This is a genomic window from Lachnospiraceae bacterium JLR.KK008, assembly GCA_037015955.1.
Taxonomy (GTDB): Bacteria; Bacillota; Clostridia; order Lachnospirales; family Lachnospiraceae; genus VSOB01.
The window spans coordinates 289138-302893 of record CP143548.1; the positions used below are offsets into that span (position 1 = coordinate 289138).

A 13756-nucleotide genomic window follows, 5' to 3' on the forward strand; every position below is an offset into this window, starting at 1 on the left:
TGTATAATAAAAGAATCGAATTGTCAGAAAAATCGGAAGGTGGGATGAGGTGTGGAAACAGGGGCAACGAAAAGAACAGGGAAATTGAAGGGGTTTCGCAGTCTGACGGTCATGCTGATCATGATTATTTTTATTATGATCACCATTCCGGCGGTATGTTTGGGAGGGCTGGGAATTTATTTTCTGAACCAGTCGATGGAGACCTCTACAAAACAGTATGAAGAAGCGATGACAGAAGGCTATCATATGGAGATCAAATCTCAGGTACAGGCAGCGCTGGCGGCGGTACAGAGATATTATGATATGTGCCAGAACGGGGAACTGACGGAGGAAGAGGCGAAGGAACTCGCCAAAGAAGCCGTCCGCAGTATGCGTTACCGGGATGATGGCTCGGGCTATCTGTGGATTGACGGGGTGGATTATATTCTTGTAATGCATCCGATCCTGACAGAGCAGGAAGGCGACAACCGTTATGACATGACAGACCAGAATGGGGTCAAAGTCACGCAGAATGTTGTATCTGCTGCAAAGGCAGGCGGCGGATACAATTCTTTTTATTTTACAAAATCAGACGGTGTGACAGTGGCGCCGAAAGTGGCATATTCCGAGCTGTTTGAGCCGTGGGGATGGGCGATCGCCACCGGGAACTATGTGGATGATATGGAAGCGCAGATCGTCGTCGCGCAGGAAGAAATCCAGAGCCATTTCGATCAGATGGTTAAGGTCTATGGACTGACAGCCGTTGTAATTCTGGTGGTTGCGCTGGTAGTTGCTGCGCTGGGCGGCATCCGGATCACAGGCGGCATTAAGAAAGTGGAGGTCAATCTGCGGCAGGCGGCGACCGGAGACATGCGTTTTCAGGTTGACGGCAAACTGCTTAGGCGCGCCGATGAAATCGGAGCGATGGCCCGTTCGCTGGAGGATGTCAGAGCGGCGCTTACCGGTATGCTGGGCAATGTTGTTCATACCGGAGATGAGTTGAACCGGAGCAGTGAGCGGTTCAGTGAAAAATTTGAATATATTTCCGACAGTATCAGGAATGCCAATAAGGCGATTGAAGAACTGGCAGAGGGCGCTACCAATCAGGCCGGGGATACACAGACAGTGAACGAAAAAATCGTCGAGCTCGGCAATGTAATTGAGATAGAGCGTGGCGGTGTGTATAAACTGGAAGAGTCCGTGGGCGCCATGATGAAATATTCGACGGAGGCACTCCAACGGATCAAAGAACTGGATAAAATTACGGATGTCACGATTGACGCGATCGGCATTGTATCGGAACAGACAGGTAAAAATAATGAGTCTGCGGTAAGTATCAACAAAGCGGTGGAGATTATCAAAGGATTGGCGGCTCAGACAAATCTGTTATCGCTGAATGCCAGCATAGAGGCAGCCAGAGCCGGAGAAGCAGGCAGAGGCTTTGCCGTGGTAGCGGAAGAGATCAGAAGTCTTTCGGAAGAATCTTCCAGCAGTGCGCAGGAGATCGAGACGATTGTGAAGGAATTGACGAACAATGTGGCAATTTCAGTCAATAAAATGCAGCAGGTAACTTCCAATGTGAAGGAACAACGCCGACAGCTTGATGAAACGGGAACAGCGTTCAACAATCTGTACGGTGAGATCAGTTCCGTGGAGACGGTTTCCAAAGAGATTGGTGAGCAGACAGAGAAACTGGACTCTCTGAAGCAGATCGTGACGGACTCGGCCAACAGTCTGGCCAGTGTCGTGGAAGAGAACGCAGCTTCCACGGAAGAGACAAGTGCGAGCATGTCGCTGCTGTCGCAGACGATCAAGGAATGTACAAACGATACGATGCAGCTCGTGACATTGAGCCAGCGTCAGCATGAAGAGACGGAGAAATTCAAATTATAATCTGTAAGATGCCGCCTCCCGGCAGGGGGGCCGGAGGCGGCAAAAGTCATGAAAGATCAGTCACATTTACGGATACATGGATTTTTGCAGTCGCATTCCGTTTCTGATACACTGCCGCACTGTACTTTTGCGTGGTCGACTTTGACGGCGGCGCCAAAATGCAGAGGAAGTTTGATGCAGAGTTTCTGCGTGATCGTGAACTCACATACTTGGTCTATTTCGCCCTGACACGTATCGCCTGCGGTAATTACCGGGGAACCGCAGCAAACTGTCGTACAGGGGCCTGCTTTTGCAAAGGGCACTACTTTTACCGGTACACTTACAAGGTCAGTCTGATAAAATACGTTGCTGCATGCAGAGGGATCAAACCTGTTGTCACAGCAGTCGCAGTCTCTGCCGCAGACGTGGATTTCTTCCGCGCTGGTCATCTCATCCATTCTTTCCGTTTGTTCTATTGGTTGCTCAAAAAAACCTTCCATAATCGCTCCTAAATACATACTTTATTTATGATATGAAAAAGGTTTGACGGTGTGACGAAATATGGTTATACTGATAAGGAACATCGCGAAGAACAAAGGGTCTGGATACATACCCGACAGGAAAGAAAGGATGGATATTATGAAGCTCCAGAAACTGGCAAGAATGATTTCTCTGCTGACCGTAACGGCGACTGTGACAGCGCTGGTGCCGGCAGGAAAAGTACAGGCAGAAGAGATTCGAAGCGTATATACGAATGAGGTGATCTCGCAGGAACAGGCATTGACCCGCCCGATCGCTGTGATGATGCCGACCGACAAGGTAGCACAGCCCTCTTATGGTATCAGCCATGCAAAAATTTTATACGAGATTATGGAGGAAGGAGACATCTCCCGCCAGATGGCAGTCATTGATGACTGGCAGGGGCTTTCCAAGATCGGTAATATCAGAAGCTGTCGTGCTTACTATATCCCGCAGGCTACGGAGTGGGACCCGATTCTCATCCATTTCGGCGGTGTTGTCTATATGAAGGACCGTATCTCGTTGCCGGACATCAACAATATTTCCGGTACTTATGAGTATGGTGTGGGCGGTGCAGCGCCTGGCGCAGGTGCATTTTTCCGGACGTCTGACCGGAAAGCGCCTCATAATGCCTATATCAGCGGAAACGGTATTGTCAAAGCAGCTGGCCAGCAGGGATATTCACTGACGATCCGTCCTGAGTTTTATAATGCGAAGCATTTTACATTTGCGGAAGGCGTGAATACACTGGAGCAGTACGGTGAGGCGGCAGCTACAGCCAACAACATCGACCTCTCACAGATATTCCCGTATACGAAGAGCGCGTTTGCCTATGATCCTTCCACAGGATTGTATAATAAGACGATCCATGGAAAAGCACATGTGGATGGCGCAAATGGACAACAACTGGCATTTGCCAATGTGATCATTCAGAATACGAAGTGGGACAAGCTCGACAAGAAAGGGTATCTCAGCTTCCAGAATCTGGACAACACGGAGGATGGTTATTATTTCACAAAAGGAAAAGTGATCCATGTTACATGGGCAAAAGTAGCGGAATATTCGCCGACTGTATACTTTGATGACAATGGCAATGAGATTCAGTTAAATGAAGGAAAGACTTACATTGCGATTGCGCAGAAAGACAGAAAAGTAAACTTTTCATAAGGAAAACAAGGACAGGCAGGCATTCGTGTCTGCTTGTTTTATGCGCAGGGGCGCACAGAGGAAGGAGCCGCAAGGCGGCGTGCGCCCCGCGCGGCGGGCGGAATAGAAAAGAGTCATGCCGCCCGACAGGAAAGCAGAGGACGCACGGAGGAAGGAGCCGCAAGGCGGCGTGCGACAGGGGAAATATGAAGGCGAAAAGCGAGAAGGAAACGAAGATAGAATTGCTGGCGGCGCGGATCATGAAGCTGGCCCGTGACAGTATCATCATGCACCTGCGCTTTCTGGATACGGCAATGGCAGAACTGACTGCGCAGCCGGGAAAGGTACAGGGGTGTATGGCCTGTGACGGCAGACATCTGTATTATGATCCTGTGTTTGTATTGCAGAAGTATCAGGAAGAGCCAAACAGCATTACTCACATGTATCTGCATGTACTGCTACACTGTATTTTTTATCATGGATTTCAGTATGATAAATTAGAGCAGGAGTATTGGGATATGGCCGCAGATCTGGCAGTGGAGAATACGATACTGGAGATCGGCTTTCCGGATATTGCCCTGAGGCAGGACGAAGAAGCCCGGCGCAAGCTGCACTGGATGAAGATCGATGCCGGAGGACTGACGGCAGAAAAAATTTATCGTTATTTCCTGTTAAATGGGATGGGGCCGTTAGAACGTCAGGAGCTGACGGCATTGTTTTATAAAGACGCTCATAGTTACTGGCGGGGGCAGGAAGAACTGACGGTGACAATGGAGCAGTGGAAAAAGATCAGCGAGCGTGTCAAGACGGATCTGAAGACATTTTCTCAGGATAAAAACCGTTCCGAAAGTCTGGAGAAAAACCTGGCGGAGGCAACGAGGGAAAAGTACGATTATGGGGAACTGCTGCGCAGATTTACGGTAATGGGCGAGGATGTCCGTATCAACGAGGACGAGTTTGACTATGTCTATTACACGTATGGGTTATCTGTCTATGGCAATCTGCCGTTGGTGGAACCTTTGGAATATAAGGAAGAGCATAAAATAAAGGAATTTGTCATTGCCCTGGACACTTCCGCGTCCTGCCGGGGACCGGTAGTCAGAGGGTTTCTGCGAAAAACATATTCGATCCTGAAAGGAACGGAAAATTTTTTTCATAAAATCAATGTACACATCGTCCAGTGTGACAATGAGATCCAGAGTGACACAAAGATCACCTGTGACGAAGACTTTGATTTGTTTATGAGAGAGGGAAAGCTGCATGGATTCGGAGCTACGGATTTCCGGCCTGTGTTTTCGTACATCGATGAGCTGCGGCGGAAGGACGAGTTTGAGAATCTCAGGGGACTGATTTATTTTACGGACGGGTATGGGATATATCCGGAGAAAATGCCGGATTATGATGTGATCTTCGCCTTTCTTGACGAAGATGACAATCGCCAGGACCCGCCGCCATGGGCGATCGCTGTGACATTATATGACGATATGTTTGAGGAGGAGAAAGAGAATGAACATTAAGCAGGCAAAAGATTATATCAAGGCCTGTATCAGGATATATTTGAAGAAAGATGAGTTTGGGGAATACCGGATTCCGGTCGTCCGTCAGAGACCGGTCTTTCTGCTGGGCGCGCCGGGGATTGGCAAGACGGCGGTCATGGAGCAGATCGCACAGGAGCTGGGACTTGCCCTCGTGTCTTATTCGATGACGCATCATACGAGACAGTCGGCGCTCGGACTGCCGTTTATATGTAAAAAGGAATATGACGGTAAGAGCGTCGATGTGTCCGAGTATACGATGAGCGAGATTATTGCCTCGGTCTATGAGACAATGGAGGCGAGCGGTATCAGGGAGGGCATTCTTTTTCTTGACGAGATCAACTGTGTGTCCGAGACATTGGCTCCGTCTATGCTGCAATTTCTGCAGTACAAAGTGTTCGGCAGACATCAGGTGCCGGAAGGATGGGTCGTGGTGACAGCGGGAAATCCGCCGGAATACAATAAATCTGTCCGTGAATTTGATGTGGTCACTTTGGACAGACTGAAAGTACTGGATGTGGAGGCCGATTACCGCACATGGAAGGAATACGCGGGAGAGCAGGGAATCCACAGTGCGATTTTAAATTATCTGGAACTGAAGAAAGAACATTTCTACCGGATCGAAGCCAGTCTCAGGGGCAAGACTTATGTGACAGCCAGAGGATGGGAAGATCTGTCGCAAATATTGCAGATGTATGAAGAAGAGGCAATGGAGGTGGACGAGACACTCATCAGCCAGTATATCCGCAATGAGAAAATTGCCAGAGAATTTGCAGCCTATTACGATCTCTACAATAAATATAAGCGTGACTATCAGATTTACGAAATATTGGCGGGCAATGCGCCCGAATCTGCGAGAGTGCGGGCACAGGAGGCGCCCTTTGACGAAAGGCTGTCTCTTGTCGGTATGCTGCTCGACAAGATACAGAGCGAAATGCGTGAGGTCATGGAGACTGCCGATTATCTGAAAGAGCTGACGGTCTCTCTGAAAGCGGTAAAAGCGCTGCTGGCGAAAGAGGGAGGCGGCACGACTGCGGAGGCGCTTTTGGACGATCAGGCGGCCCGGCGGGAGAAAAAGATGGAAGCATTGCAGCGAGCCGGTGCATTGTCCCGGGCGGACCGCAGGAAAGAAAAGAGAGTGCTTGCGTTCCTGCTCGATGAGAAGAAAAGACAGATACAAAAAGAATCCGATGTGGAAGTTGGCTTTTCGGGAATTGAAGGACGGTTTCACAGGCAGGTGGCGGCGATGCGTGAGGAGACGGAGAATGTGGGCCGGAGGCTGCATTCGTTATTTGCCTTTATGGAAGAGGCATTTGCGGATGGCAATGAAATGTTGATCTTTGTCACAGAATTGACAGTCAATGAGCACAGTGCACGATTCATCGGTATGTTTGGCAGTGAGGATTATCACAGGCATAATGAAGAACTGATGATCACGGAGCGCAGACAGGAACTGCAGGCGGAGATCGCAGCGCTGGAGCTGTGATACGGAGAGACAGGTATGGTCAGGGAATGGGTAGAAGGAGAACAGGCGCTGCAATATGAAGAGACGGAGGCAGGGCTCAAAGTATTGCAGTGGAAGGGGACGGCAATTACGGCGCAGGTGCCGGCAGCGATCGACGGAGCTGCTGTCACCGCTATCGGCAGAAAGGCATTTTTGAGCAACAAACGGGTACAGGAAGTGTGGCTGCCGGACGCAGTCACGGAGATCGGCGACTGGGCATTTGCTTATTGTGACAGGCTTGTCAGTTTGTGCCTGCCGAAACGTCCCGTTGCTTTTGGCAGAGGGGTGTTTCTGCAATGCGAAAAACTGGAACGGATCATTTTACGGGAGCAGGAAGAAGAGGACGCTGTTCTGGGGACCGGGAGACCTTCGGGGGCTGCGGCGCCGGTTTCCGGCCGGGATGCGGATTTTGTCGACAGCCTGCTGGCCGCCGCAGTTCATAAGCTGGATGCGCCTTATCTGCTGGATCTTCCGGAGGCCGGCAGTGTGCAATGGCTGGAGAAGTGGGATGCCAGACTGCTGCATCTGTTATATGTGCCGGACCGCGAAGGATTCTCGAAGATGCTCCTGTGCGGGGAGGAAGACTACGGCAGCAAGGAAAATGACCCCGGCCATTATATGAGTCAGAAGCGCAGGGGAAAGGCAAGGCTGGCAATGCTGCGCCTGCTGCATGACAAAGGGCTGTCTGAGCAGATGCGCGGTATCCTGGTCCGTTACCTGTGTACCCATACAAAGGGCTGTGAGCACGAGGAGACATGGCAGGTCGTGAAGGAAGAATATGGACTGCGAAAGGAATATTATGATCTGTTGCTGGACATCGGGGCGCTGACAGAGCATAATTACGACGCGGCGCTCTGCGATATGGGGACAGAGCTGGCGGAAATGAAGGCTTATCTTCTGCGGGAAAAGGAAGAGAGATTTGGCAGCGGCGGTTTTTTTGATTCCCTGTCACTGGAATTATAAGGAGGAAAAGATATGACGTATGAAGAGGCGTACAAGAAGTTGGAAACATATGGACAGCTCCATGTTTTCCGGTATTATGATGAGCTGAGCGAAGAACAGAAGGCAGAGCTGCTTGCGCAGATAGAGGCTACGGATTTCTCCGTATTGTCCACGAGGGAGAAGGAGCAGGGCAGGCACGGGGAGCGGGGTGTGATCACACCGATGCCGGCGATGGAGCTGGATGAGATACGGAAGCGGGAAGAAGAGTTCCGGCAGATCGGTCTGGAGGCAATCAAAGCGGGCAAAATAGGCGCTGTCCTGCTTGCCGGCGGTATGGGGACGCGGCTCGGTTCCGATGCCCCGAAGGGGATGTATGACATCGGCCTTACGAAACCGGTCTATATCTTTGAGCGGATTATTGCAAATGTAATGGATGTTGTAAAAATGAGCGGTGTATGGATTCCGTTCTTCGTAATGACGAGTGACAAAAATCATGACACAACTGTCAGATTTTTTGAAGAGAAAAATTACTTTGGTTATCATAAAGACTTTGTCTTTTTCTTCCGGCAGGAGATGGCGCCCGCTTCGGATTACGACGGAAAAGTATATATGGAGGAAAAGGGAAAGATCTCTACTTCCCCGAATGGCAACGGCGGCTGGTATGTTTCTTTGGAGCGGAGCGGCGCGGGCAGGAAGATGCGGGAGCTTGGCGTGGAGTGGATGAATGTGTTTGCAGTGGACAATGTATTGCAGAGAATCGCTGATCCATGCTTTGTCGGCGCCGTCATCGCTTCGGACTGTGCGTCAGGTTCCAAAGTTGTCAGGAAAGCGGCGCCCGATGAAAAAGTAGGTGTCATGTGTCTGGAAGACGGCAGGCCCTCGATCGTGGAATATTATGAACTGACAGAGGAACTGATGAGTACGAAAGACGAAAAAGGTGATCCGGCCTATAATTTTGGCGTGATCTTAAACTATCTCTTCCGGGTAAAAGATCTGGATGCGATCATGAATCATCATCTGCCGCTGCATGTGGTTGAGAAGAAGATTTCCTATTTGGATGAGGAAGGACAGCCTGTCAGTCCGGGGCAGCCTAACGGCTACAAATATGAGCAGCTCGTGCTCGATATGATTCATGAGATGGACAGTTGTCTGCCATTCGAAGTTGTCCGGGAGAGAGAGTTTGCGCCGATTAAAAACAGGACAGGGACGGACTCTGTGGAGAGCGCCAGAGCGCTTTTGGAGAAAAACGGGGTCTCGCTGTAAAGCTGCTGCCGGTATCTTATGTTCCCGGAGGGCAGCATATAACATTTTCACAGGTTTCTGTAACATTCACATCTTGCGCGGACAGGCGGGCGGATTTAAACTGATGGCAGTAAATGAAAAAGGCAATGGAAAATACTTTCCGGAACAGGAGGAGCTATGACAATCTTGGTAACAGGCGGCGCCGGCTATATTGGAAGTCATACGGTGGTGGAGCTGCAGGAAGCAGGCTACGATGTCGTTGTCGTGGACAATTTGAGTAATTCCAGCGAGAAATCCCTGAAGCGTGTGGAGAAGATCACAGGGAAGCCGGTGACATTTTATCAGACAGATATTCTGGACAGAGAAGGACTGGAGCAGATCTTTGAGAAAGAGTCGATTGACTGCTGTATCCATTTTGCAGGATTAAAGGCGGTAGGTGAGTCGGTGGCCAAGCCATGGGAATATTATTACAATAATATCTCCGGCACGCTGGTGCTGGTAGATGTCATGAGGAAACATCAGGTGAAAAATATTATTTTCTCATCCTCCGCTACCGTATACGGGAATCCGGCCTTTATCCCGATCACGGAAGAGTGCCCGAAAGGCTGTATTACCAACCCGTATGGACAGACGAAAGGCATGCTGGAACAGATTCTTATGGACATGCAGAAGGCAGACCCGGAGTGGAATGTGATCCTTCTGCGTTATTTCAATCCGATCGGTGCGCATAAGAGCGGAACGATCGGAGAAAACCCGAATGGGATACCCAACAATCTGATGCCCTACATCACGCAGGTGGCAGTCGGCAAATTAAAAGAGCTGGGTGTTTTTGGAAATGACTATGATACGCCGGACGGCACGGGCGTCAGAGATTATATCCATGTTGTAGACTTGGCAAAGGGACATGTCAAGGCGGTAGAGAAGATCCGCCAGAATCCGGGCACCGAAATTTATAACCTGGGCACAGGAACCGGATACAGTGTGCTTGACATCGTCAAAAATTTTGAAGAGGCTTCCGGAGTGAAGATCCCTTATGTGATCAAAGAAAGACGTGCGGGAGACATTGCGACCTGTTATTCTGACGCTTCCAAAGCGGAAAAGGAGCTTGGCTGGAAAGCGGAATACGGCATCAAAGAGATGTGTGAGGACTCCTGGAGATGGCAGAAAAATAACCCTGACGGGTATGAGGAATAAGGCGGCAGAACTCAGAATTAAAAATAAGACAGGGAACGGATTTACATCCGGTTCCTGTCTTATTTTACTACGGGAAACTTCTTCTTTCTCAGTCTTTCAGGGTGTTTCTCCCTGATTGTATTGCAATACCTGATCGTTGAGTGACAACATACGGTCATCCAGCTCGGAAATGATCTTCGAACATTCGATCAGTTCGTTTTTGATAAATACGGGAGCGTTGCCTTCGAATTTATAGTTGATCTTATGCTCCAGGCTGGCCCAGAAGTCCATGGCTACCGTACGGATCTGGATCTCGACTTTGGCGTCCGCGCTTTTATCGGAGAGAAAGATTGGTACGGAGACGATCATATGATAGCTTCTGTAGCCGCTTGGCTTAGGTGTTTTAATATAGTCTTTGACGGAGAGTACCTTAATGTCGCTCTGGTTGGAGAGAATCTCTGCGATCCGGTAAATATCGGATGTAAAGGAGCAGATCACCCGTACGCCGGCTATATCGTTCACATAGCGCACCATATTTTCAATCGTCGACTCATATCCGTGTCTCTTTAATTTTTTGACAATACTTTCCGGAGCCTTTAACCGGGATTTGATATGCTCGATCGGGTTATATCTATGTACATGCTGAAATTCGTCGTTAAGGATTTCAAGTTTGGTTCCGATTTCCTTTAATGCGGAATGATAGATTAAAGTGACTTCCTTCCAAGAGTCAATCTCACTGTTGGTTGACGGTTTAAATTCCATTTGCATACCTCGTTTGTTTATGGCAGAATACTATTATTGTATGCGGCATACAGCCATAATATGCCTTTATGTATAGTATACCATAGAATGTTGAAAAATGTGCAATTTTCACAAAATATTAATAGTTTTTATGAATAATTATAGAAAAAATACAGGAGGATTTTATATGTTCCGTATGTGGTGCAAAATATGGAAGGACAGTCATATGCTCCGGGACACTGTCGTGGAGCGGCCGGAGGAAGATTCGCGCACGCATAAAGTATTTCATGCGCTGGAGGCCTGCTGTTATGAATTTGACCTCGAACAGCCGATCTGGCTGGATGCGGTCGTGGCGGAATTTAAGCGTCATGCAAAGGCCAGATTTACAAAAGACTGCTTTATGGAGGCGGTGGACTTTGACTATCTGGAAATACAGATCATTGAAGAAGACGGATGACAGATGTTTGTCGTGATGAATGCGTATTTCTTGTTGACATTGCATATAATATACAGTAATATTAAACATATAACAAGTAGTAATGAAAACTACATCATAAAACAAGGCGTATGATGTAAAGGCGGGAGGTATTATATGCAAATTACGATTAGAGAACCTGGAAGTGCAATCACACATTTCATCGGCATGATGCTGGCAGTATTTGCCTCGGTGCCTCTGCTTATAAAATCAGGAATCAGTACGGGAAGCAACAGCTTTGGGGCGATGGTGATCTTTATACTCAGTATGATCCTGCTGTATGGAGCCAGCGCCACATATCATACGGTCAACGTATCGGACCGGGCGTTGAAAATATTCCGCAAAGTTGACCATATGATGATATTTGTGATGATAGCAGGGTCCTATACACCGGTGTGCCTGCTTGTGCTGCAAGGTAAGACAGGTCTGACACTTCTGGGGCTTGTATGGGGGATTGCGATGCTGGGTATGGCAATCAACGTTCTCTGGATCACCTGCCCGAAGTGGTTCTCATCCATGATCTATATTGCCCTTGGCTGGGTGTGTGTACTCGTATTCAAACAGCTCTGGGCCGTGCTGTCTGTCAGCGGTTTCCTCTGGCTGCTTGCAGGCGGTATTGTCTATACGATCGGCGGCGTGATCTATGCGCTGAAACTGCCGCTCTTTAACGGAAAACATACGAATTTTGGTTCTCACGAAATTTTTCATTTATTCGTAATGGGTGGAAGTATCTGCCATTTTGTTTTTATGTATGGATATGTGATATAGGAAATCTGCTGCCTCGCCGTGACCGGCGGGGCTGTTGTTTTTCGGAATATTTGCATGATGTCGATCAATGGCGATAGAATGAGGAGTGCCCCGATACTCAATTAGAGTACCGGGGCTATTATGAAAAAATTTATCTGTTTATGTCATAGAAATAAATTAACTTTCCGATTTGAACTAAAATCAGTATAGCACTTAAATATGAATAAATTATGAATGAAGTGTAACGTTATGGTAAAATATTATAAGATAGACGAACACGTAAAATAATAATTATACATTATGCACAAAAATGGAATAATTATGCAAATATAGAAGATCGGGAACGCCCTGTATGGAGAAACCGGAAAACGGACTCGTTCTGTCGGCTGTTTTTTTACAAAAGCGCGATTGATTTGGCGTAATCCGCCGGTGACAACGGTTGTCATTTGTGTGTAAAAATGATAGAATGAACGAAATATATAGTTATGATACAGAAAGACAACGATCGCGTTCGGAGGAATATGGATGGACAATTTTATTGATAAGCTGGCGCAGCGCTTTAATGCTCAGGAGATCATCAAGGCAAATGCACAGGCGGAAGCGAAAGAGATGGACAGGCTGAGAGAGCAGATAAAGGCATACGATGAGTGTCTGGAGGAAATGCGCAGGCTGAATCTGAAAAATATAGAAGCGGCAGAGCAGGTGCGGGCTCTGGCAGACCAGGTGAATAATCTGACCAGGCAGGCGATCACGGAGATCGGCGAGAAAAAGGAGAAAGAGGACGAGCATGTTGGTCAGATAGAAGCCGTCAGAGAGGAAATAAAAGCAGTGCGGGAGGAGACGAGACAGGCCCAGCAGGAGGCAGAAAATGCCCGGGGTGAAATGAAAAATGTTCAGGGAGAAATCAGGAACGTCCGGGAAGAGACCAGCGGTATTCGTGAAGAAGTAAAAGACATTCATGAAGAGATGAGTATTGCTCTGGAAGAAGTGAAGTCCGTTCTGGCCAGGAATGGAGAGCTTGCGGAGGAAAGCCGGAAAAAGCTGGCAGCCGCAAATGAAGGACTGGAAGATTTCATGCACAAAGAAAGCGTCAAAGTGTATAGAAATGTGCAGGCAGTGCTGATGGAAGAACTGAAAAATCAGACAGAAATACTAAGCGGCAGAATAGACAATACGATCGGAGAGAGCAAAAAAGGGGACCGGACGCTGTGTATTTTTGTCATACTGACACTTCTGGCATCATTAGGCAGCCTGGGGGTCGTGATTGCACAGGCCTTTGGTCTGATGTGAGAGGGAAGGATTTTTTATGGGCACGATGGACAGACAGATCTGGAAACCGGGAAATATGCTCTATCCTCTGCCGGCGGTGCTGGTAAGCGTGTGTGCGAAGGACGGGCGGAAAAATGTGTTTACTGTGGCCTGGACGGGCACGATATGTTCCGATCCACCGATGGTATCGATCTCCGTGCGGCCGGAGCGCTATTCTTATTCCATGCTCTGTGAAAGCGGGGAGTTTGTGATCAATCTGACGACGCGGGAACTGGCGCTGGCCACGGACTATTGTGGTGTCAGAAGCGGCAGAGAGGTAGACAAGTGGAAGACTATGAACCTGACACCAGTGTCAGGGAAACATGTGGCAGCGCCGCTTATTCAGGAGAGTCCGGTCAATCTGGAGTGCAGAGTGACGGACAGACAGGAACTGGGAAGCCACCATATGTTTCTGGCTGAAGTGGTTGCTGTCCATGCCAGGGAAGACTATATGGACGAGAAGGGCAGATTTGACCTGGCGAAAGCGGAGCCGATCGTCTACTCACACGGGACTTATTATACGCTCGGCAGACCGCTGGGAACATTTGGCTACAGTGTGAGAAAGAAATAGAG

14 protein-coding genes are annotated in these 13756 nt (G+C 48.6%); 12 read left to right on the plus strand and 2 right to left on the minus strand.

Features of this window, described 5'->3' with window-relative positions:
- The first annotated feature begins 51 nt into the window (after window positions 1-51).
- Window positions 52-1872, plus strand: coding sequence for a methyl-accepting chemotaxis protein (locus V1224_01440; protein WWR16147.1), 1821 nt, complete (start codon window positions 52-54; stop codon window positions 1870-1872).
- Between the two features lie 56 nt (window positions 1873-1928).
- On the opposite strand, the gene V1224_01445 is transcribed toward V1224_01440, so the two are convergent.
- The gene (locus V1224_01445; GenBank protein WWR16148.1) at window positions 1929-2309 is read right to left on the minus strand and encodes a hypothetical protein; all 381 of its coding nucleotides are present in this window, start codon (window positions 2307-2309) and stop codon (window positions 1929-1931) included.
- Between the two features lie 172 nt (window positions 2310-2481).
- On the opposite strand from V1224_01445, the gene V1224_01450 reads away from it, so the two are divergent.
- The 7 genes from V1224_01450 to galE all read left to right on the plus strand — a co-directional run bounded on the left by V1224_01450 (window position 2482) and on the right by galE (window position 9933).
- Entirely contained in the window at window positions 2482-3537 is a 1056-nt protein-coding gene (locus V1224_01450; protein ID WWR16149.1) for a DUF3048 domain-containing protein, read from the plus strand.
- 33 nt (window positions 3538-3570) lie between these two features.
- Window positions 3571-3726 (plus strand): hypothetical protein, encoded by a 156-nt coding sequence (locus tag V1224_01455; protein ID WWR16150.1) that lies wholly within the window; start codon window positions 3571-3573, stop codon window positions 3724-3726.
- Window positions 3723-5033, plus strand: coding sequence for a VWA-like domain-containing protein (locus tag V1224_01460; GenBank protein ID WWR16151.1), 1311 nt, complete (start codon window positions 3723-3725; stop codon window positions 5031-5033). The genes V1224_01455 and V1224_01460 overlap by 4 nt, the downstream gene beginning before the upstream one ends.
- Entirely contained in the window at window positions 5023-6537 is a 1515-nt protein-coding gene (locus V1224_01465) for an AAA family ATPase (protein ID WWR16152.1), read from the plus strand. Before V1224_01460 ends, V1224_01465 begins: the two co-directional genes overlap by 11 nt.
- A gap of 15 nt (window positions 6538-6552) precedes the next feature.
- On the plus strand, window positions 6553-7518 hold the full coding sequence (locus V1224_01470) for a leucine-rich repeat protein (GenBank protein WWR16153.1): 966 nt from the start codon (window positions 6553-6555) through the stop codon (window positions 7516-7518).
- A 12-nt stretch (window positions 7519-7530) separates the two neighbouring features.
- Window positions 7531-8760 carry a UDPGP type 1 family protein gene (locus V1224_01475; protein ID WWR16154.1) on the plus strand — a complete coding sequence of 410 codons (1230 nt, stop codon included), beginning with the start codon at window positions 7531-7533 and terminating at the stop codon, window positions 8758-8760.
- Window positions 8761-8916: 156 nt separating this feature from the next.
- Window positions 8917-9933 (plus strand): UDP-glucose 4-epimerase GalE, encoded by a 1017-nt coding sequence (gene galE, locus V1224_01480; protein WWR16155.1) that lies wholly within the window; start codon window positions 8917-8919, stop codon window positions 9931-9933.
- Between the two features lie 96 nt (window positions 9934-10029).
- On the opposite strand, the gene V1224_01485 is transcribed toward galE, so the two are convergent.
- Complete coding sequence (locus V1224_01485; GenBank protein ID WWR16156.1) at window positions 10030-10674, minus strand: GTP pyrophosphokinase family protein; 645 nt, start codon at window positions 10672-10674, stop codon at window positions 10030-10032.
- Window positions 10675-10840: 166 nt separating this feature from the next.
- Between V1224_01485 and V1224_01490 the strand changes: the two genes are divergently transcribed.
- The 4 genes from V1224_01490 (at window position 10841) to V1224_01505 (ending at window position 13754) form a co-directional block, all read left to right on the plus strand.
- On the plus strand, window positions 10841-11110 hold the full coding sequence (locus tag V1224_01490) for a hypothetical protein (GenBank protein WWR16157.1): 270 nt from the start codon (window positions 10841-10843) through the stop codon (window positions 11108-11110).
- Between the two features lie 135 nt (window positions 11111-11245).
- Window positions 11246-11896, plus strand: coding sequence for a hemolysin III family protein (locus V1224_01495; protein ID WWR16158.1), 651 nt, complete (start codon window positions 11246-11248; stop codon window positions 11894-11896).
- Window positions 11897-12400: 504 nt separating this feature from the next.
- Window positions 12401-13165, plus strand: a complete 765-nt coding sequence (locus V1224_01500) for a hypothetical protein (GenBank protein ID WWR16159.1) — start codon at window positions 12401-12403, stop codon at window positions 13163-13165.
- A gap of 25 nt (window positions 13166-13190) precedes the next feature.
- Window positions 13191-13754, plus strand: coding sequence for a flavin reductase family protein (locus V1224_01505; protein WWR17401.1), 564 nt, complete (start codon window positions 13191-13193; stop codon window positions 13752-13754).
- The last annotated feature ends 2 nt before the right edge of the window (window positions 13755-13756 follow it).